Here is a 20,233-nt window from a genome sequence, read left to right on the forward strand (position 1 = left end):
GTACGCACGTGTGGAACGGGCTGTTCCTGGTGCGTGCCTCCTCGGCTGTGCAGCCAGGTGTCAACGCGCGTGCCGATCCGGTGCCGTTGGTGACGCGGTCCACAGGTCGGTGTGCCACTCCAGGTGCCGGACGAGGTCGTCGTCGCCCGGGCGGGACGCCGGGGCTCCCTGGCCGGGACGGGGCGATGGGGGAGCACCGCGGGAGATGTTCCCGCTGACGGTGACGTTCTCCTCGACGCGCGGACGGCGGAGTGACTCGTAGAGGGAGAGCGCCGCCGCGGTGCCGGGTGCGTCGCGCAGGGCCTTCGCGAGGACGACGGCGTCCTCCAGCGCCATCGAGGCCCCCTGTCCGGTCGCTGGGGAAGCCGCGTGGGCCGCGTCACCGATCGTCAGGACGCGGCGGGAGCGCCAGGGCGTGCCGGTGGGAATCTCCGTGGCGTTGGTGACCATGAGACGGTCGGTGGTGGCCGCGACGACCCCCGCGGCAGGAGTGGTGTCCTTGCGCAGCAGCGGCAGAAGCAGCTCGCGCCAGCGGTCGGGGCTGCCGTGGTCGAGCTCGTCGGCGGTCAGCGGCTCACCGGCCACGCGCGCGAACCAGTACGTCTCCCCGTCGGGCGACACCGCGTAGCCGAAGGCGGTCGAGCTGCCCCGCACCATCGTGATGCGCTCGCTCTCCCCGGCGTTCTCCTCGGCCAGGAGCGGGTCGTCGGTGTAGCCGTAGAAGACGCGCTGTCCCGCGTAACGGGGCTCTACGGCAGGGGCGAGTCCGTGCCGTACGACGGAGTTGAGTCCGTCCGCCCCGACGAGCAGGTCACCGGTCGCGGTGCTGCCGTCGGTGAAGTGTGCGGTGACCGCGTCCGGGGTGTCCTGGACGGACGCGAGACGTGCTCCGTGCCGGATGTCGATGCCCCGGCGGGCGGCCTCCGCCTGCAGAGCGGTGGCGAGTTCGCCCCGATGCAGGCATCGGTACCGAAGGAGCGGGTCGTCGGCCTCACCGATCGGCACATGGGCCACCGCGGCACCCGTGTCGTCGAGGACACGCATCGAGCGCAGCGGGAAGCCGACCGCCGTGACCGCGGCGGAGGCGTCGATCTGGGCGAGAGCACGCATGCCGTTGCTCGCGAGCGTGAGGAACGCGCCGATGTCCTCGGCCGAGTCGGGATGCGCCTCGTACACGGTGACGTCCGAACCTGCCTTGTGCAGGGCGAGCGCGGCAGCCGTGCCGGCGATCCCACCGCCGATGACCAATGTGTGCACCACGTCGTATCCCCCACTCGTATGTGTACGGACCCTCGGTCGCACTGTATGCCCGCACTTCCACCTGTGCCTCGTGCGAGGCGTGAGGGCTGTGGCACGCCGTTGACGCAAGGGGAGTTCGGCCCTCGACTTCGCACATGCGTATGGGTGTACGGGTAGGAAAAGGCTTGGACTCATCAGCGGTCCGCGCGGGACAATTCCGGTTCCGGCCCACCCGTACCCACATGTCGGTGTGAGGCATGGGCAACTCCCCGGAGAAGCGGGCGACGGGCTGCCGTACGACTACTCGGGAGTGGGATGGGATCGCCTGAGACACGAGGAATTCAGCCGCGCAAGGGTGCGGTGTTGCTGGCGCTTCGTCACTACGGACGGGAGATGGCCCGGTTACGGCTCTTCTCGGTGCCCGCCCTGTTGCTGCCGGCGATGGGCAACATCGGCATCAACTACATCGCGCCGCTCGTCGTCGCGAAACTCGTCGCCCGGATCGCCGACGAAGGCGGCATCAGCGTATCGGCGGCGCTCCCTCACGTCCTCTGCTTCGCCGGCGTCCTGTTGCTCGGGGAGGCGCTGTGGCGCCTGGGCCTGCACTGCCTGAACCGGCTCGCCGCCCGCGGTATCGAGAACCTGTACGTGATCGGCATGGACGAGTTGTTCGCCAAGGACGCGGCCTTCTTCCACGACAACTTCGCCGGCTCGCTGACCAAGCGGGTGCTGAGCTTCGCCTCCCGCTTCGAGGAGTTCGTCGACACGCTGACGTTCCAGGTCGTGGGCCGTGTGGTGCCACTCGCGTTCGGGTCGGTGATCCTCTGGCGGTATGAACCGCTGCTCGTCGTCGGCCTGTTGACGATGCTCACGCTGACCGCGCTGTCCGTGGTGCCTCTCATCCGCCGCCGCCAAGCACTGGTCGACAGCCGTGAGGAGGCCATCGCCCGGGTGTCGGGGCATGTCGCCGACAGCCTGATGAACATGGACACGGTCCGGGCGTTCGCGGCCGAGGAACGCGAGGCCGCCGAGCACCGGTCCCGCGTCGCCGAGTCACGGCGGCTCACACTGCGGGCGTGGGACTACGGCAACCTGCGGATCGACACACTGGTCGCACCCCTGTCCGTACTCACCAACGCCCTGGGTCTGCTGCTCGCGGTCGCGCTCGCCGGCAGTGGGCACGGAGTGGAGGCGGTCGTGGTGGCCTTCACGTACTACTCGAACGCGACCCGCATCATGTTCGAGTTCAACCAGGTGTACCGCCGTCTGGAGAGCTCGATGACCGAGGCCGGGCAGTTCACCGAACTGCTGCTGATGCCGCCGACCGTGCTGGACCGGGTGCCGCCGGAGCCGCTGCTGTCCAAGGCCGCCGACGTCCACTTCGAGGACGTGACCTTCGCCCACGCGGGAGCGGGACCCCTCTTCGAAGGGCTCGAACTGGCGGTGCCCAGTGGGACGAAGATCGGTCTCGTCGGCCGCTCCGGCGGAGGCAAGACCACGCTCAGCCGGCTGCTGCTGAGGATGACGGACCTCGACGCCGGCCGGATCCTGATCGGCGGACAGGACATCAGCAGGCTGCGCCAGGCCGAGCTGCGCAGCCTCATCGCCTATGTGCCGCAGGACCCGGCGATGTTCCACCGCACGCTGCGGGACAACATCGCCTTCGCCCGGCCAAACGCCACCGACCGGGAGATCCGGCGCGCGGCCGAGATCGCGCACGTCACGGAGTTCGCCGACGGGTTGCCCGACGGCTTCGACACCATGGTGGGCGAGCGCGGTGTGAAGCTGTCGGGCGGACAGCGTCAGCGGGTCGCGCTCGCCAGGGCGGTCCTGCGTGACGCGCCGATCCTGCTGCTCGACGAGGCCACCAGCGCGCTGGACTCCGAGAGCGAGGTTCTCGTCCAGGAGGCGCTGTGGCGGCTCATGGAGGGACGGACGGCGCTGGTGGTGGCACACCGGCTCAGCACGGTCGCCACCATGGACCGGCTCGTCGTCCTCGACCGGGGACGGATCGTCGAGCAGGGCACACACCAGGAACTGCTCGCGTCGGAGGGCGCCTACGCCAAGCTCTGGCAGCACCAGTCCGGCGGCTTCCTCGACGACGGCCCCACCCGGGCGGCCGTGCACTGACGTGGCTGTGCATCGGGCCCGGCGTGCGCCGAAATGGAAAGGGGGGCGGGGCGACCGGATTCGAACCGGCGTCCTCCGAGATGATGTCGCGGCGCACTACCTCTGTGCTACGACCCCGCCCTTGGCCGTGATCGTAGGACCGATCACAACGATCAGCCACACCTTTTCGACGCGGCGGGCGGCAAGGCGGACCGGTCCGCCTTGCCGCCCGGGGCAGGCCGCGAGCACGGCCCAGGCCCCGCGAGCGGCAGGCGCCCGGTGGGTCCGCCCGCGCCCCGTCGATGCTCAGGTCTGGGTGCGTCGCACGCACTCCGTGACCACGTCGCTCAGGCTTCCCGTCCGTTCCAGGACCTGACGCTGCACCCGCGCGCCGTTGCCGTCGCGCAGCAGTTCCGCCGCGGACGTGTGTACGAGTGCGGTGTCTCCGCTGTCGTCCAGGGCGGGGCCGACATGGTCCAGCAGCGCGCGCACCACGTTCTCCGCCGGTGCCGGCGTCATGGACACGGGGTGCAGCAGTTCCTCCTCAAGACCGGACCGGGCGGCCCGCCAGGCGGCCAGGCGCAGCAGCTCCACGGGGTGTGCCGACGGGGCGGTTCCCGCACGCCACTCGCGCGCCGCCGTCTCCACGAGCCCTCGGGTGAGGGTGGCGAGGAGGGTGGCGGTGCTCGCCTCCAGGCAGACGTCCGACACGCGGATCTCCACAGTGGGGTACCGCTCGGCGATCCGCGCGTCGTAGTAGACCATGCCCCTGTCCTTCAGCACCTTGGTGGCCACCATGTCGTCGACCCGCCGGTGGTAGGCGTCCGCCGAACCGAAGAGTTCCGTGGGGCCGGCCATCGGCCAGCGCATCCACACCCGGCTCCGGTAACTGCTGTAGAGGCTGTCCTTGCCCTGCCAGAACGGGGAATTGGTGCTGAGCGCCGTCAGCACGGACATCCAGGGGCGTATGCGGTCGAGGACCGCGGCACCCTCTTCGTCGGACTCGACCGAGACATGGATGTGGCAGCCGCAGACGAGCTGCTCCTGGGCCGGCAGACCGAACTCCTCGACCATCCACTGGTAACGGGAGTTCGTACTGACCGACGGCATGACCGGCAGTGGGGAAGTGGCGAGAGCGACGACAGTGGCCCCGATGTCCCCCGCGACGCGCGCCGCCTCCTTCCGGCACCGGACGATCTCCGCGCCGAGTTCCTTCATGTCCGCCTGCGGATGGGTGGCGAATTCGAGCTGCTGGTTGTGCAGCTCCTTCTCGAACGTCTCCTCCGACGGATCGTCCCGGGCGGCGCGAGCGAGTACCGCGGCGGACAGAGCCTGGGGTTCCCCGGTATCGGGATCGACCAGGAGAAGTTCTTCTTCCACTCCCACGGTACGCACGTGATGAAGCCTCTCAGAAAGGTCGTCAGGGGCGACGACGAGGAAATGCCGGGAAGGCGGAGGCAGGCCACTCCTCCGTGAACCGCTCCCATGATCCGGCCGAGCGGCCTTCTCAACCTCGCGGCGCTTGTCCTCCCGGATTCCGAATGCCCTGGAACGGCGGACGGACACTCTGTCGCCCCGGCCGCGCCGCCGGCCTCCTCGCCCAGCAGCACCCCGACCGGACCGGCGAGCGAATCAAGGCCCTGCTCACCGGCTCCGCGAAGCCGGGCTCGTACAGCTCCTTCCAGCACGGCACCGGCCGTACCGACGGTGGGCCGGGCGCTGGACCAGAGCGTCGTCACCGAGCAGGGGCCGCTCGACTTCGGCACGCACCAGTGGCCGCACGACGACCGGCCGGCGACCGGGCGACTGCCGTACCGCGACCTCGGTACGGAGCCGGTCACCCTCGGCCCGTCCGTCGGCGCGTACTCGGTGGACGGCAAGCCCGCCGCCGAGGACATGTTCTCCGTGTCGCCCGAGCGGCTCACCGTCCCGGCGGGTGGCGAGGTGAGCGCCGCCGTCACGGCGGACAGCGGGGCGGGCAGCGCCGACGGCACCTCCGGCCGAGGCGCGGCAGCCGGACAGCGGCCCGCGAAGCTCGCCTTCGAGGTCTCGTACGACGAAGGGACGACCTGGCGGTCCGCCAAGGCCGTCCACGGTACGCACCTGTCGCTGACCCGCCCCGCGGAGGCGGGCTCCGTCTCCCTGCGGGCCACGCTGACGGACCCTGCGGGCGACAGACTGGTCCAGACGGTCGAACGGGCCTGCCTCACCACCGAGACCACCGAGTGGCAGCCAGGAAGCACCCGGACGCGTGACCGGCCTTGCCCGGGCGGCAGCGACGCCGCCCGGGCAAGGCCGGTCACAGCACCCGTCGTCTACGGCCCAGCCATGTCTGGGCCACCACGACCACGGCGAGGAAGGCACCGCTGACCACCTGCTGGTACGCGGAGTCCAGGGAGCCGATCTGGTTGATGACGTTCTGGATCACCTTCAGCAGCAGCACACCGACCAGCGAACCGCTGACGAAGCCGAAGCCGCCGGAGAGCAGGGTGCCGCCGATGACGACGGCCGAGATGGCCTCCAGCTCCATGCCCGACCCGAGGATCGTCACGCCCGACACCAGCCAGGCCGCGTTGAGCGCGCCCGCGAGGCCGGCGCACAGCCCGGACAGCGCGTACACGGCGATCTTCGTACGGGCCACGGGGGCACCCATCAGGGCCGCCGCGTCCTCGTTGCCGCCGACCGCGTACACGTACTGCCCGAATCGGGTGAGCCGCAGGACGACCGCGCCCAGTACGAACAGGGCCACCGTGATCCAGATCGGTACGCCGATGCCGAGCAGCGAGCCCTGCCCGAGCGTCGCGAAGAACGAGTCCTTGTCGACGAGATACGTCCGCGAGCCCTCGTCGGTGATCGCCAGCAGGATGCCGCGCGCCCCGAGCATGGCGGCGAGGGTGACGATGAACGGGGCCAGTCCCGACCGGGCGATGAGCAGGCCGTTGACCACTCCGATCAGCCCGCACACCGCGAGCGGGAGCAGGAGGGCCACCGCCGTGCCGTACTGCGAGCCCCAGGCCGCCAGCACGCCGCCGAGTGCGAACAGCGAGCCGACCGACAGGTCGATCCCGCCGGTGACGATGACGAACGTCATGCCCAGCGCGACCACCGCGAGGAAGGCCGAGGACAGCGCCATGTTCTCAAGGTTGTCGCCGGTCAGGAAGGTGTCGAAGCTCAGCGACGCCGCCACCATGGCCACCAGCAGGGTGACCAGGGCGCCGTGCTGCTGCGCGAGGGCACTGAAGCGCTCGGCACGGGTGGGGGCGTCGGTCCTGTCGGTGTCCTGCTGGACGGCGGCCGGTCGCATCTCGGCCTCTGTGGTCTTGATGGTCATCGCTTTCCCCGTTCACGGGCCGCGTAGACGGCGGCGATGATCACCACGGCCTGGGCCATCTGCGTCCACGACGGTTGCAGGTCGTGCTTGACGAGCGTGGTGGTCAGCAGCTGGATCAGGACCGCACCGGCGACCGTGCCGCCGATGCGTACCCGGCCGCCGGACAGGGGCGTGCCGCCGACGACCACCGCCGTGATCGCCGACAGTTCCATGAGGTTGCCCAGCGAGGTGGGATCGCTGGCCGTCAGCCGGGCGGTGGCGAGGATGCCCGCCACCGCGGCCAGCGCGCCGGAGCACGCGTACACCACGATGAGGACCCGGCGCACGGGCAGCCCCGCAAGCCGGGCCGCCGGCCTGCTGTCGCCGACGGCGAGCAGCTGACGACCGAAGGTGGTGCGGCGCACCACGAAGGCCACCAGCAGCGCCAGCGCCGCGGCGATGAGGACGAGATACGGGATGCCCAGCACGTCGCCGGAGCCGAGCGACGCCATGCTCGGATCGCGTACGTCCTCCAGCTGCGGGAGCAGCACCAGGGCGATCCCGCGTCCGGCGACCATGAGGGCGAGGGTGGCGACGATCGGCTGGACGCCCAGGAAGGCGACCAGCGACCCGTTCGCCAGACCGATCACGATGCCGCCCACCACCGCCATGAGCATGGCCATCCACGGGCCGTAGCCGAGGTACAGGGACAGCAGCGAGGTGGACAGGGCCATCACCGAGCCCACCGACAGATCGACGCCCTCGGTGCCGATCGCCAGCGCCATGCCGAGCGCGACGATGAGCACCGGCGCGACCTGCACGGCCTGGGTGCGGAAGTTCTCCGCCGAGACGAAGTTGGAGGTGAAGACGAAATTGAAGACGAGCAGTACGACGACACCGCCGTAGACGCCGTACTCCTGGAGCAGGCGCAGCAGCCGCTCGCGGTCCACCTGTCCGCGTGTGAGCGTCAGGTCAGTCATGGGCGCTCCCGGCCTGTTTCGCGGGTTCCGCGGGTTCTGGGCTTTCTGTGGGTGCCGCTGCGATGGCTCGCATCAGCGCGTCCTCGGTGACGGCGTCGCCGGTCAGTTCGTCGACCACCACCCCGTCCTTGAGGACGATGATCCGGTCGCTGCCCTCGATCAGTTCCTCGGTGTCGGAGGAGATCAGCAGCACGGCGAGTCCCTCCTCGGCGAGTTCGTCGATGAGGGACTGGACCTCCGCCTTGGCGCCCACGTCGATGCCCCGGGTGGGCTCGTCGAGGAGCAGCACCTTCGGGTGCATGGCGAGCCAGCGGGCCAGCAGCACCTTCTGCTGGTTGCCGCCGGACAGCTCGCCGACCTTCTGGTGCGGGCCCGCGGACTTGATGCGCAGCCGCTTCACGAACGTGTCGACGACCTTGTCGACCCGGGCGTTGTCCACCAGACCGAAGCGGGAGAGCCCGGGAAGGGCGGCGAGCGCGATGTTCTCCCGTACCGAGAGGCCGGGCGAGATGCCCTCGGCCTTGCGGTCCTCCGGCAGCAGGCTGATGCCGGCCCGGATCGCGGCCGGTGTGGAGCCGGTGCGCACGGGCAAACCGCCCACCGATACCCGGCCCGAGTCGGTCGGCAGCGCTCCCGCGATGGCCCGCGCGGTCTCACTGCGGCCCGAGCCGAGGAGCCCGCCCAGACCCACCACCTCGCCCGGACGGATGGCCAGTGAGACGTCGTGCAACTGGTGACGGACCGTCAATCCGTCGGCCTGCAGCACCGGTTCGGCCGAGGCCTGGTGGGAGCCGGTGAACTTGGTCAGGCCCTCGCTGCGGACCTCGCCGATCTCCCGGCCCAGCATCAGCGAGACCAGGCGCAGCCGGTCCAGGTCGGCGAGCCGTCCGGTGTGCACCACCCGGCCGTCACGCAGCACGGTGACGGCGTCGCAGATCTCGTACAGCTCGTCCATGCGGTGGCTCACGTAGACCACGGCGATGCCGCGCTCGCGGAGCATGCCGATCACGTCGAACAGAGTGCGCACCTCACGCGGTTCGAGCGAGGAGGTGGGCTCGTCCATGATGACGACCCGGGCGTCGATGGCGACGGCGCGCGCGAGGGCCACCATCTGCTGGGCGCCGACGCCGAGTTCGCGCAGCGGCCGGCTCACGTCGACCCGGATGCCGAGGCCCCGCAGCGCCTCGTCCGCCTCCCGGTGCATACGCCGGAAGTCGATCAGGCCGAGCCGGCCGCGCGGTTCGCGGCCGAGGAGGAGATTGCGCGCCACGCTCATCAGCGGGACGAGGTTGACCTCCTGGTAGATGGTGGAGATGCCTGCCTGCTGGGCCTGCAGAGGTGTCGTGAAGCGGACCGGCGTGCCGTCGTGGACGACCTCACCGGCGTCCGGCTGGTAGACACCGGTGAGTACTTTGATCAGGGTCGACTTGCCCGCGCCGTTCTCGCCGACGAGGGCGTGCACCTCCCCGGCGCGGGCGGTGAAGTCCACGTCGGACAACGCCTTCACGCCGGGGAAGAGCTTGGACACGCCGGTGACGGAGAGCATCTCAGTAGGCCTTGGCGATGTCCGACTTGGCGTTGGACTCGGTGTACGCGCTGTCCTTGATGACGATGTCCTGCGCGACTTCCTCGCCCTTGGTGAAGCTGTCGAGGGTCTGGAAGGCGAGCGGCCCGAAGCGCGGGTTGGACTCGACGACCCCGCTGATCCAGCCGTCCACGATGCCCTGGACGGCGTTGCGCGTGCCGTCGATCGTGACGATCTTGACGGCGCCGGGCTTCTTGCCCGCGCCCTTGAGGGCGTTGACGGCGCCGAGGCCCATCTCGTCGTTCTCGGCGTAGATGCCCTTGATCCCGGGCTTGGACTGGATGAGGTTCTCGGTGACCGACTGGCCCTTCTCGCGGGCGAACTCACCGGTCTGCTGGAACACCACCTTGAGGCCGGGCGCCTCGGCCTTGATCTGGTCCACGAAGCCCTTGGTGCGTTCCGTGGTGACGTTGTTGCCCGCCGCGCCGAGCAGGATGGCGATCTCGCCCTTCCCGCCGGTCGCCTCGATCATCTGGTCGGCGGCCCGCTTGCCCTGCTCCACGAAGTCGGAGCCGATGAAGCTCACATAGTCCTTGCACGCCTCGGCGTTGATCTTGCGGTCGACCGTGACGATCGGGATGTGCTTGGCCGCCGCCGTCTTCAGCACCGGCTCCCAGCCGTCCGAGTTGAGCGGGGCGATCACCAGCACGTCGGCGCCCTTGGCGATGAGGTCCTGGACGTCGCTGATCTGCTTGGAGAACTGCGACTGGGCGTTGGCGGTGAGGAGCTTGATGCCGCGCTTCTTCGCCTCCGCCTCGATCGAGGCGGTCTCGGCGATCCGGAAGGGGTTGGCCTCCTTCTCGGACTGCGAGAAGCCGACCGTGGCGTTCTTGAGGTCGAGCTTCTCGCCCCCGAACGTGTCCAGGGTGCAGGCGGGCCCCGAGCCGGCGCTCGGGGAGGCGACCTCCTGGCCGGCGTCGGCCTGCTGCTCGGTGGCCTTGTCGTCGGAGGAGTCCTCGGACTTGGTGCATCCGGTCAGTGCCAGGCTCGTGAGGAGGCCGGTGGCGAGAATGGCGCGTGCGGTGGTGCGGCGAGACGATGCGAGCGGCTTCATGAGGTCCCCAAACGGCGCGGCCCTGGAGCTGAGAGCGCTCCCGGGTAGTTCGGCACTTGACGGTCGATACGGCGTGCACGGCGTTCAGGGGAGGTTTTTACATCGTTGGAGAGGTCGTGTAAACCCCTCCGTCCGATATCTCGACCAATTCGTTCGGCCCGCCGTCAGCGTCGTCCGAGGGTGCTCTCCCGCTCCACCAGCTGGAACTCCGCTGTGAGTTCACGTCCGCCGGGGTCCTGGCGGCCCGAAAGACTGCGCAGCAGCGAGGCCACCGCGAGGCGGGCGATCGCCTGTTTGTCCGGTGCGATGGTGGTCAGCGAGACGGCTCCGAAACGGCTCTCCGCGATGTCGTCGAAGCCCACCACGGCGATGTCCCACGGCACCCTGAGCCCTCGCTCGTGCAGCACCCGCATGGCGCCGATCGCGATGAGGTCGTTGAACGCGAAGACCGCGTCGGGCCGGTGGCCCGCGTCCAGCAGCTCGGCCATGGCCCGGGCGCCGTCGTCCCGGTCCCAGCCGCCGACGGGCACGATCAGATCCTCGTCGGGCGTCAGGCCCGCCGCCGCCAGTTCCGCGCGCCAGCCGTCGAGCCGCAGATGGGCGGGCCGGTTCGCGGAGTCAGTCCGGACACCGAGGTAGGCGATCCGGGTCCGGCCGCGGTCGAGCAGGTGGCGCACCGCCGCCCGGGCGGCGGCGACGTTGTCGATCGCGATGTGGTCGAAGGGCAGACCGTACTCGCGCTCACCGAGCAGCACCAGGGGCACGTCGTCCGCCCGGCCCTGCAGATCCTCGGCCTCGAGCTCCAGCGGACTGAGGATCAGCCCGTCGATCACCCGGGCCCGGAAACCCTGGCTGACCAGCAGTTCCTGCTGGCGCTCGCCCCGCGTGTGATCGAGCAGGACGGTGAACTCGTGCTCGGCGGCGGCGTCGATCACCGCGCCCGCGAGCTCGGCGAAATAGGGGTTGCCGAGCTCGGGAACGGCCAGCGCGATGATGCCGGTACGGCCTTTGCGCAAATGCCGTGCGGTGAGGTTCGGCCGGTAGCCGAGCTCGTCGATCGCCTCCTGGACTCTGGTGCGCATCGCCGGAGTGATGTGCGGATAGTTGTTCACGACGTTGGAAACGGTCTTGATCGAGACGCCGGCCCGTTCGGCCACGTCCTTCAGGCTGACCCGCAAGGGATCTCCTCGGCATCGACGGGAACTCCGCGACCGGAGCTGTGTCACGAACCTGGACAGCGGGCGGGAGCCCGTGCTCTCATGCCAACTGCCTCTGCTTCCAACGTTGTACAGACTGAAGCTCCGAGCCGCCACCCTTCCTCACCCTAGGCCGTGTCCGCACAGTCCCGTCGTCCGCCCGGAGGCGTGCCAGGCGTCGCGGGGCAGGTGGGACTTTGTGGACACGGTCCGGGGACTTCCGCCGGGTCTCCGTGAGGTAGGGGCCGGCGTTCGGTGTGCGTGCTCGGCGTGGTGCGAAGGGCCATGTGGCGGGGCCACCTGTCCCCTCGCACCGTGCGCCGGGGGTGCCTGCCGCGCGTCGCGACGCCACGGAGTTCCGTCGGTGACTCCCAAGGAGGATTCGTGCGCATCAGACCACTCAGAAATCGGCTCGCCCTGCTCGTCGCGGCCTTACTCGGTGCCGCGGGACTGGCCGCCGCACCGGTCGCGACGGCCGTGGAGGAGCCTCCCGAGGTCCACGGCCTGAAGGGTGAGTACTACACCCAGTCCGCCCCCGGCGCCTTCGACTTCGACGAACTCAAAGCCACCGGCATGGACGCGCGACTCGACTTCGACAACCTGGAGTCGCGTCTGCGTTCCGCGACCGGGAAGTCGGACGACGTCAGCGTCCGCTGGACCGGCCGGATCGTGCCGGAGAAGACCGGTCCCACCACCTTCTCCATCATCGGGGACAACGGCTTCCGGCTGTGGGTGGACGGGAAACTCACCATCGACCACTGGGTCGACGACTGGGACCGCGAACAGAGTGCGGAACCGGTGGAGCTGACCGCGGGCAAGGCCTACGACATCAAGGTCGAGTACTTCGAGCACTACGGAGGCTCCAACCTCCACCTGCGCTGGACTCCGCCCGGCGGCGCCAAGACGGCCGTTCCCCAGTCGGCGTTCCTGCTGCCCGCGGGCTACGACTACGACGGCGCCATCGCCACCACGGTCCTGGAGACCGGCCGCACGCTGCGGCTCGACTTCGCCCAGAAGCTCAAGGCACCCCCGGCCGGTCTCACCGACCACCTGGACGCGGTGATCGGCGGCGCCACCTGGCCGCTCGGACGCGTCAAGCTCGACCCGGCGGACCACAGGTCCCTGCTCATCGCGCTCAAGGAGCCCGTGGTCGGCAACAAGACCGGCACCGCGCGCGGCACCGCCGATGTGCGCTACGACGGAGCGGGGGGCCTCTCCGCGGAGGACGGCAACGTTGTCAAGTCCTTCTGGAGCAGCGGCACCAACCTCTCGACCCACCAGCTGAGCACCAAGTGGGGCAAGGACGTCACCCCGGCCAACGCCCACCGCGAGTACCCGCGGCCGCAGCTCACCCGCGACGACTGGAAGAACCTCAACGGCTCCTGGCAGTTCGCGGCGGCCGAGGCGGGGGAGCAGCCCCCGGTGGGCCGGAACCTCGCCGAGAAGATCCTCGTCCCGTACCCCGTCGAGTCCCAGCTCTCGGGCATCGAGCGGCACGAGGACCGGATGTGGTACCGGCGCACCTTCACCGTCCCGAAGGACTGGAAGATCGGCTCGAAGCAGCGCCTGCGGCTCAACTTCGGCGCGGTCGACTGGCGCTCCGAGGTCTACGTCAACGGCACCAAGGTCGCCGATCACCAGGGCGGCTACGACAAGTTCAGCGCCGATGTCACCGACGCCCTCAAGCCGGGCCGTACCCAGGAGCTGATCGTCGGCGTCTACGACCCGACGGACGCCGCGAACGGCGAGAACCCGCCCATCGGCAAGCAGCGTCTCGACCCGAGCGGCATCTGGTACACGCCGTCCTCCGGCATCTGGCAGACCGTGTGGATGGAGCCCGTCGCCGCCGACCACGTCGACTCGCTCGCCCTCACCCCGGACGTGGCCGCGGGCACGCTGACGGTCGCACCGAAGGGCGTACGCGACGGAGTACCGGTCACCGCGACCGCGTACGAGGGCAAGCGCAAGGTGGCCACCGTCTCCGGCCGCACGGGCGGACCGCTCACCCTGAGGATCCGTGACGCGCGGCTGTGGTCGCCGGACGACCCGTTCCTGTACGACCTCAAGGTCAAGGTCGGATCCGACCGCGTCAGCAGCTACTTCGGCATGCGGTCCATCTCCGTCGAGAACGTCGGAGGAACCCCTCGCACGGTCCTCAACGGCAAGCCGGTCTTCATGATGGCCACCCTCGACCAGGGCTTCTGGCCCGACGGCCTGCACACCGCCCCGAGCGACAAGGCATTGGCCCACGACCTCAAGATGCACAAGGAGATGGGCTTCAACTCGGTCCGCAAGCACATCAAGGTCGAACCCGACCGGTGGTTCTACTGGGCCGACAGGCTCGGCCTGATGGTGTGGCAGGACATGCCGGCCATGACGGCGGGCGTCAACCCGTCCGCCACCGCCCGCGCCGGCTACGAGCGCGAGATGAAGCAGATGATCGACGAACACATCAGCAGTCCGTCGATCGTCATGTGGGTCACCTTCAACGAAGGGTGGGGCCAGTACGACGTGGGCCGCATCGCCGAACAGGCCAAGGCCTGGGACCCGACACGCCTGGTCAACAACCAGTCGGGCCTCAACCTCGGCGCCGACGGCGGCACGGGCGACATCATGGACGAGCACGGCTACCCGAGCCCCGCCCTGCCGCCGCATCCGGACGGCAGACGGGCCCAGGTCATGGGTGAGTACGGCGGCCTCGGCCTGGCCGTGCCCGGACACGCCTGGTCGGTGCAGCAGTCCTATGTCGACGTCGACCCGGCCACGTACACCGACGACTACCTCACCAAGCTCGCCGAGGTGCACGCCCTGGCCTGCGAGGGCGGCAACGGCGCGGTGTACACCCAGATCGCGGACGTCGAGGGCGAACTCAACGGGCTGCTCACCTACGACCGCGCGGTCGTCAAGCCCGATGTGAAGCGGCTCAAGGCGGCCCACGAGGCCCTGATCGACGACGTGTCCCGGGCGACTCCCGCGGGCTGCGTCTGATACCCGGGCCGCCCGGCGGAACGCCTCCCCGCCGATCGCCGGGCGGCCCCGGCCACGTCGAACCCCGTCAGATCCGCCAGGTACGTATCCGGTCGGCGGCCTGGTAGACGGTGGCCTTGCGGGCCTGGATGTCACGCACCAGCTCGACCAGTGCCCCGTAAGGCGGATCGATGCCCTCGGCGGAGGTGTGCATGTAGGCGACGGCGACCTGGCAGGCGTACAGGGAGTTCCGGTACGGCAGGGGCTCCAGCCGGACGATCGTGTGCAGGAGCGCCGCCGCCCGCCAGGCCGCGTCCGGTGTGGCGAGGCCGGGGCGCGGGATGCGGGTCTTGTGGCGGGCGACCGCGGCCACCAGGGCGGAGTAGTCCCCGACGGTCACGTCCTCGGGAACGGCCTGCTCCTGGATGTCGAGCAGCCAGGCGATGTCGACATGGAGCATCAGGCGGCTTCGGCTCCCTGTCGGTGACCGGCCGGGGGGATCTCGTCCGGGAAGGCCTCGTCGAACTCGGCGCGCTGCGTCTCGCCCCAGGAGACGGCGTAGCGCACGAACTGCTGGCGCTGGCGCTCGCGGAGTGACAGGTCGTGGACGTACTGCTTGAGGGAGGTGCCGGCGGCGGCCGCGGCGGCCCGCAGTTCCTGCATCTCCTCGTCGCTGTAGGTGATGTTCAAGGACGGCATGGGGGAATGGTACCTAGTTGGTACCAGGGTGGGCAACCGAGTCCCTACCGAGTCCCTACCGGGGAGGGGGGATGTCGTTGTCCGCGCGCCGGTCCTTCCCGGGGTGCTGAAGTGGGGTGGGAGGGTCAGGGTGGAGGTGTGGGGGTGGGCTTTTCAGGCTGGGAGGCGTTGTGGTGGGTGCCGCGTCCGACCCGTTCGTGCACGTCAAAGGTGCCTCCGAGCACAATCTGAAGAACGTCGACGTGGACGTGCCGCGTGACGCGATGGTCGCCTTCACCGGGATCTCCGGCTCGGGCAAGTCCTCGCTGGCCTTCGGCACGCTCTACGCCGAGGCTCAGCGCCGGTACTTCGAGTCCGTCGCGCCGTACGCCCGCCGTCTCCTCCAGCAGGTCGGCGCGCCGCACGTCCAGGAGATTTCCGGGCTGCCGCCCGCCGTCGCCCTGCAACAGCGGCACGGCGCCCCCAGCTCACGGTCCACGGTCGGCACCCTGACCACGCTGAGCAACCTGCTGCGCATCTTGTACTCGCGTGCCGGCACCCATCCGCCCGGGTCCCCGCGGCTCGCCGCCGAGGCGTTCTCGCCGAACACCGCCGCCGGTGCCTGCACGCGGTGCCACGGGCTGGGGGCCACCGTCGACGTCGCCGACGACCTGCTCGTACCGGACCCCTCCCTGAGCATCCGCGAAGGCGCCATCGCGGCCTGGCCCGGTGCCTGGCAGGGCGCCAACCTGCGCAGTGTCGTCAGCGGTCTGGGCATCGACATCGACAAGCCGTGGCGCAAACTCCGGAAGAAGGACCGAGACTGGCTGCTCCACACCGACGAGCAGCCGTCCGTCCTCATCGAGCCGGAGCGCGACCGCGTCGACTACGGCTACCACGGCAAGTTCTGGAGCGCCCGCGCCCACGTCATGCACGTCCTCGCCGACTCCAAGAGCGAGCGGATGCGGGAACGGGCGCTGCGCTTCGTCCGGAGCGTGCCCTGTCCGGAGTGCGGGGGCAGCGGCCTGCGGCGGGAGGCTCTGGCCGTGACCTTCGCCGGCCGGTCCATCGCCGAGGTCAACGCGATGCCCCTCACCGAGGTCGTCGCGCTGCTGCGGCCCGTCGCGGAGCTGCCCGCGGCCGAGGCGGCCACCACGGCGGACCCGGACGCGGAGAGGAACGAGGTCGCGGTACGGATCTGCGCGGACCTGGTCGCCCGTATCGAGGTGCTGCTCGGCCTGGGCCTCGGCTACCTCGGTCTGGGGCGCCGCTCCACGACCCTGTCGCCCGGCGAGGCGCAACGGCTGCGTATCGCCACCCAGTTGCGTTCGGGCCTGTTCGGCGTCGTCTACGTACTCGACGAGCCGTCCGCCGGACTCCACCCGGCCGACGCGGAGCCGCTCCTGGACGTCCTGGACCGGCTCAAGGCGTCGGGCAACTCGCTCTTCGTCGTGGAGCACGACATGGATGTGGTGCGTCGGGCGGACTGGGTGGTGGACATCGGCCCCGGGGCGGGCGAGAGCGGCGGCCGTGTCCTGTACAGCGGCCCGGTGCCCGGCCTCGAACAGGTCCCGGAGTCGGCCACCGGCCGGCATCTGTTCGGACACGTCCCGCCGACCGGGCACCGTCCGCGCAAGCCGCAGGGCCGGCTGCGGCTGAGCGGCGTCTCCCGACACAACCTGCGGGACGTCTCGGTCGACGTACCGCTGCAGGTGCTGACAGCGGTGACCGGTGTGTCCGGATCCGGGAAGTCGACGCTGGTGACACAGGTGCTCGCCGAGGTCGTACGCCGCCACCTCGGCCAGAGCCCGGAGGCGACCGAGGACGAGGACGAGGGCGCGGAACTGGAGGTCGACCTGCGGGACGTGTCGGGCCTCGAATCCTTCGACCGGCTGGTACGGGTCGACCAGCGGCCCATCGGCCGGACACCCCGCTCCAACCTGGCGACCTACACGGGCCTGTTCGACGCGGTCCGCAAGCTGTACGCGGCGACCGACGAGGCACGGGCGCGCGGGTACTCGGCGGGGCGGTTCTCCTTCAACGTCGCGGAGGGCCGCTGCGAGACCTGCCAGGGCGAGGGGTTCGTCGAGGTCGAGCTGCTGTTCCTGCCCGGCACGTACGCCCCGTGCCCGGCCTGCCACGGCGCGCGGTACGACGCCGAGACGCTCGAAGTGACGTACCGGGGCAGGAGCATCGCGGACGTGCTGGCCATGACCGTCGACGATGCCGCCGGATTCCTCGCCGACCTTCCCGCCGCGTCCCGGAGCCTGGAGACGCTGCGGGAAGTGGGCCTGGGATACCTGCGGCTGGGCCAGCCCGCGACGGAGCTGAGCGGCGGGGAGGCCCAACGCATCAAACTCTCCACGGAGTTGCAGCGCGCCCGCCGCGGACACGCGCTGTACCTCCTCGACGAGCCGACGGCCGGGCTCCACCCCGCCGATATCGCCCTGCTACTGCGCCAGTTGCACCGGCTCGTCGACGCGGGCAACACGGTCGTCCTGGTCGAGCACGACCTGGACACGATCGCCACCGCCGACTGGATCATCGACCTGGGCCCGGGCGGCGGCGACGCGGGCGGCCGGGTGATCGCCGAAGGCCCTCCGGCCAAGGTGGCGAGATCACGACGCAGCGCGACGGCACCGTACCTGGCACGGCGGCTGGCGGGTTCCTGAACCGCCTCCCAGGCGGGCCGGGGCAGTGCCCTCAGCTCGCCGCCCAGCCCGCGTAGAACACGCCGATGCCGACGATGACGCATATGCCCTGGATGGTCCAGAAGCGGACCACCACCAGGACCTCCGACCAGCCCTTGAGTTCGAAGTGGTGTTGCAGCGGGGCCATTTTGAAGACCCGCTTGCCGGTCAGCTTGAAGGAGCCGACCTGGATGACCACGGACAGGGTGATCAGGACGAAGAGGCCGCCCAGCAGGGCGAGCAGCAGCTGGGTGCGGGAGCAGATCGCGAGGCCGGCCAGTGCGCCGCCGAGGGCGAGCGAACCGGTGTCACCCATGAAGATCTTGGCGGGAGAGGTGTTCCACCACAGGAACCCGATGCACGCGCCCATCAGCGCGGAGGCGACGACGGCCAGGTCGAGCGGATCCCGTACCTCGATACAGGAACCGGGGTCGGTGAGGGTCATGGCGTTGGCGCACGAGTTCTGGAACTGCCACAGACCGATGAAGGTGTAACCGGCGAGGACCATGGCCGAGGCGCCGGTCGCCAGGCCGTCCAGGCCGTCGGTGAGGTTCACCCCGTTGGACATGGCCAGGATCATGAACAGGGCCCATACGACGAACAGCACCGGCCCGATGGTCCAGCCGAAGTCGGTCACGAACGACAGCTTCAGCGATGCCGGTGTCAGGCCGCGGTCGTCGGCGAACCGGATGGCCAGGACGGCGAACAGGATGCCGACGATCAGCTGGCCGGCCATCTTCGCCCCGGCCCGCAGCCCCAGCGAACGCCGCTTCACGATCTTGATGTAGTCGTCGAGGAAGCCGACGACTCCCATGCCCGCCATCAGGAACAGCACCAGGACACCGGGAAACGTCGGTGCCTCGCCGGTGATGACCTTGGTCAGGACGTACGCGGCGATGGTGGCCAGGATGAAGGCGATACCGCCCATGGTGGGCGTGCCGCGCTTACCGTGGTGGCCGCGGGGACCGTCGTCGCGGATGAACTGGCCGTACCCCTTCCGGGCCAGCAGCTTGATCAGCAGTGGTGTCCCGCCGAGGGTCAGGAACAGGCCTATGGCCCCGGCAAACAGGATCTGGTTCATCGGACGGCGGTTTTCCCCTCGGCTGCGTTCCCGTGCGTGACGGCCGCACCGTTACGGGCGGCCGTCGCAGCCCACACCCTATGCATAGAACCAAACGCTGTGAGCCGGTGGGTAGTTGAGGTGAAGCACCACCGACGGCTACTTCGTCGTCGAGCAGATGATGTGCGGGGCGAGCGCGTCGAGGAAGTCGGGTGCGTCGAAGATCTCGCCCGCTGAGGCGACACCGGCTTTCCTGATCCGTCCATCCAGGATGCGCTGGACGGCCTCCACGGCGAGGGGCGCGGTGACGGCGTAGATGTCCTGCCCGGCGGCCGTGGCACGGCGCTCGCTGCCGCCGGAGCGTACGACTACATCGACGAGGAAGGTCTGCGCGGACCGCCCGCGCTCGTCGACGGCGGTGGGTGCCGGGGTGTCCGGGGTCCCCAGGTCACCGGCCGCCTCGGTGGTCATGTAGGTGCGCACCTCGGGGACGGACAGGTGACTGGGGACGGTGACGACATCGGCCATCGTGAACTCCCCGACGACGGCCCGGGTGCCCATCGGATCGGGGAAGGGCCAGTCGAGGGTGGGCAGGTCGTCCTGGTGGTACTCCAGCCGACCGTTCCGGTACCGGACGCGTCGGCCGTCCCGCCGTGACTGGGCGGCCCTGCCGGCGGTGCGCGTCCCCGCGGTGGGATGCCAACCGCTCAGACCGTAGGCGATGTGCACCTCGTCGGCCGCGGTCCAGTCACCCATCGCGGCGGTGACCAGCAGATCGCCGAGGCCTCCGTAGAAGGCCATCGCGGGCACGACCACTGTTCCCGCGGCACGGGCACGGTCCGCGAAGTTCGCGAACGTATCGGCGTTGGCCTCGATCTCGGCCGCCACATCGACATACGGGATCCCGGCGCGCAGGGCCGCCTCGATCACGGGGGCGGCCGTGGTCGCGAAGGGTCCGGCACAGTTGATCACCGCCGCCGCACCGGCCAGGGCGCGGTCGAGTGCGGCAGGATCGTCGACCGGGGCCGGCCGTACGTCGAGTCCGGGACGGGATGCCGCCGCCAACGCGCGCAGTTTGCCCGCGTCGCGGCCGGAAAGCACCGGGACGAACCCGCGCTCCAGCAGCTCCGCCACCACGAACCGCCCGGTGTGCCCGTACGCGCCGAACACCACGACCGTGTGACCCGCACTCATGACTACTCCCCGTGCTCGCTGTGTTTGCTGTGTTCGTTGTGTTCGTTGTGCTTGCTGTGCTTGCTTGAAAGACCCGTCAGGATCCGCTTCGGATCCGCTTTCGGTCCGCTTCGGATGTACTGCAGATGCTTTCGAGCCGTTGTGATGTGTCGGGTTCCGTTGTGGTCCGCT

At 69.9% G+C, this 20,233-nt stretch carries 15 protein-coding genes; 4 read left to right on the top strand and 11 right to left on the bottom strand.

The window, feature by feature from the left end:
- Positions 1-60: 60 nt before the first annotated feature.
- On the bottom strand, positions 61-1,260 hold the full coding sequence (locus OHS59_RS41650; RefSeq protein WP_328498520.1) for an FAD-dependent oxidoreductase: 1,200 nt from the start codon (positions 1,258-1,260) through the stop codon (positions 61-63).
- Positions 1,261-1,554: 294 nt separating this feature from the next.
- Between OHS59_RS41650 and OHS59_RS41655 the strand changes: the two genes are divergently transcribed.
- Positions 1,555-3,369 carry an ABC transporter ATP-binding protein gene (locus OHS59_RS41655; RefSeq protein ID WP_328498521.1) on the top strand — a complete coding sequence of 605 codons (1,815 nt, stop codon included), beginning with the start codon at positions 1,555-1,557 and terminating at the stop codon, positions 3,367-3,369.
- Positions 3,370-3,654: 285 nt separating this feature from the next.
- Here the strand turns inward: OHS59_RS41655 and OHS59_RS41660 are convergent, their stop codons facing one another.
- A complete protein-coding gene (locus OHS59_RS41660) occupies positions 3,655-4,743 on the bottom strand; it encodes a glutamate--cysteine ligase 2 (protein WP_328498522.1) in 1,089 nt (362 codons plus the stop codon).
- 312 nt (positions 4,744-5,055) lie between these two features.
- On the opposite strand from OHS59_RS41660, the gene OHS59_RS41665 reads away from it, so the two are divergent.
- On the top strand, positions 5,056-5,718 hold the full coding sequence (locus tag OHS59_RS41665; RefSeq protein WP_328498523.1) for a hypothetical protein: 663 nt from the start codon (positions 5,056-5,058) through the stop codon (positions 5,716-5,718).
- On the opposite strand, the gene OHS59_RS41670 is transcribed toward OHS59_RS41665, so the two are convergent.
- From OHS59_RS41670 to OHS59_RS41690, 5 genes are all read right to left on the bottom strand, one after another.
- A complete protein-coding gene (locus tag OHS59_RS41670) occupies positions 5,648-6,652 on the bottom strand; it encodes an ABC transporter permease (RefSeq protein ID WP_328499566.1) in 1,005 nt (334 codons plus the stop codon). The genes OHS59_RS41665 and OHS59_RS41670 overlap by 71 nt on opposite strands.
- A 23-nt stretch (positions 6,653-6,675) precedes the next feature.
- Positions 6,676-7,638 (bottom strand): ABC transporter permease, encoded by a 963-nt coding sequence (locus OHS59_RS41675; RefSeq protein WP_328498524.1) that lies wholly within the window; start codon positions 7,636-7,638, stop codon positions 6,676-6,678.
- Positions 7,631-9,184, bottom strand: a complete 1,554-nt coding sequence (locus OHS59_RS41680) for a sugar ABC transporter ATP-binding protein (protein WP_328498525.1) — start codon at positions 9,182-9,184, stop codon at positions 7,631-7,633. The genes OHS59_RS41675 and OHS59_RS41680 overlap by 8 nt, the downstream gene beginning before the upstream one ends.
- 1 nt (position 9,185) lies before the next feature.
- The gene (locus tag OHS59_RS41685) at positions 9,186-10,277 is read right to left on the bottom strand and encodes an ABC transporter substrate-binding protein (RefSeq protein WP_328498526.1); all 1,092 of its coding nucleotides are present in this window, start codon (positions 10,275-10,277) and stop codon (positions 9,186-9,188) included.
- Positions 10,278-10,441: 164 nt separating this feature from the next.
- Positions 10,442-11,455, bottom strand: coding sequence for a LacI family DNA-binding transcriptional regulator (locus tag OHS59_RS41690; protein ID WP_328498527.1), 1,014 nt, complete (start codon positions 11,453-11,455; stop codon positions 10,442-10,444).
- A 402-nt stretch (positions 11,456-11,857) separates the two neighbouring features.
- On the opposite strand from OHS59_RS41690, the gene OHS59_RS41695 reads away from it, so the two are divergent.
- The gene (locus OHS59_RS41695; protein WP_328498528.1) at positions 11,858-14,461 is read left to right on the top strand and encodes a PA14 domain-containing protein; all 2,604 of its coding nucleotides are present in this window, start codon (positions 11,858-11,860) and stop codon (positions 14,459-14,461) included.
- Between the two features lie 67 nt (positions 14,462-14,528).
- Here OHS59_RS41695 and OHS59_RS41700 read toward each other — a convergent pair whose 3' ends face one another.
- Together OHS59_RS41700 and OHS59_RS41705 are read right to left on the bottom strand one after the other, a co-directional pair.
- Positions 14,529-14,903, bottom strand: a complete 375-nt coding sequence (locus OHS59_RS41700) for a toxin Doc (RefSeq protein ID WP_328499567.1) — start codon at positions 14,901-14,903, stop codon at positions 14,529-14,531.
- The gene (locus OHS59_RS41705; RefSeq protein ID WP_328498529.1) at positions 14,900-15,139 is read right to left on the bottom strand and encodes a hypothetical protein; all 240 of its coding nucleotides are present in this window, start codon (positions 15,137-15,139) and stop codon (positions 14,900-14,902) included. The genes OHS59_RS41700 and OHS59_RS41705 overlap by 4 nt, the downstream gene beginning before the upstream one ends.
- A 173-nt stretch (positions 15,140-15,312) precedes the next feature.
- On the opposite strand from OHS59_RS41705, the gene uvrA reads away from it, so the two are divergent.
- Entirely contained in the window at positions 15,313-17,790 is a 2,478-nt protein-coding gene (gene uvrA / locus OHS59_RS41710) for an excinuclease ABC subunit UvrA (protein WP_443061590.1), read from the top strand.
- Between the two features lie 31 nt (positions 17,791-17,821).
- On the opposite strand, the gene mraY is transcribed toward uvrA, so the two are convergent.
- Positions 17,822-18,889, bottom strand: a complete 1,068-nt coding sequence (gene mraY / locus OHS59_RS41715) for a phospho-N-acetylmuramoyl-pentapeptide-transferase (RefSeq protein WP_328498531.1) — start codon at positions 18,887-18,889, stop codon at positions 17,822-17,824.
- 138 nt (positions 18,890-19,027) lie between these two features.
- Positions 19,028-20,062, bottom strand: a complete 1,035-nt coding sequence (locus tag OHS59_RS41720; protein WP_328498532.1) for a saccharopine dehydrogenase family protein — start codon at positions 20,060-20,062, stop codon at positions 19,028-19,030.
- Positions 20,063-20,233: the final 171 nt, after the last annotated feature.

Origin of the sequence: Streptomyces sp. NBC_00414 (assembly GCF_036038375.1) — a bacterium.
Lineage (GTDB): Bacteria > Actinomycetota > Actinomycetes > Streptomycetales > Streptomycetaceae > Streptomyces.

Excerpts from the sequence above, each read along its gene's own strand:
- OHS59_RS41720 (WP_328498532.1), bottom strand. The coding sequence starts at position 20,062 with ATGAGTGCGGGTCACACGGTCGTGGTGTTCGGCGCGTACGGGCACACC.
- OHS59_RS41680 (WP_328498525.1), bottom strand. The coding sequence starts at position 9,184 with ATGCTCTCCGTCACCGGCGTGTCCAAGCTCTTCCCCGGCGTGAAGGCG.
- OHS59_RS41670 (WP_328499566.1), bottom strand. The coding sequence starts at position 6,652 with ATGCGACCGGCCGCCGTCCAGCAGGACACCGACAGGACCGACGCCCCC.
- OHS59_RS41685 (WP_328498526.1), bottom strand. The coding sequence starts at position 10,277 with ATGAAGCCGCTCGCATCGTCTCGCCGCACCACCGCACGCGCCATTCTC.
- mraY (WP_328498531.1), bottom strand. The coding sequence starts at position 18,889 with ATGAACCAGATCCTGTTTGCCGGGGCCATAGGCCTGTTCCTGACCCTC.
- OHS59_RS41655 (WP_328498521.1), top strand. The coding sequence starts at position 1,555 with ATGGGATCGCCTGAGACACGAGGAATTCAGCCGCGCAAGGGTGCGGTG.
- OHS59_RS41705 (WP_328498529.1), bottom strand. The coding sequence starts at position 15,139 with ATGCCGTCCTTGAACATCACCTACAGCGACGAGGAGATGCAGGAACTG.
- OHS59_RS41675 (WP_328498524.1), bottom strand. The coding sequence starts at position 7,638 with ATGACTGACCTGACGCTCACACGCGGACAGGTGGACCGCGAGCGGCTG.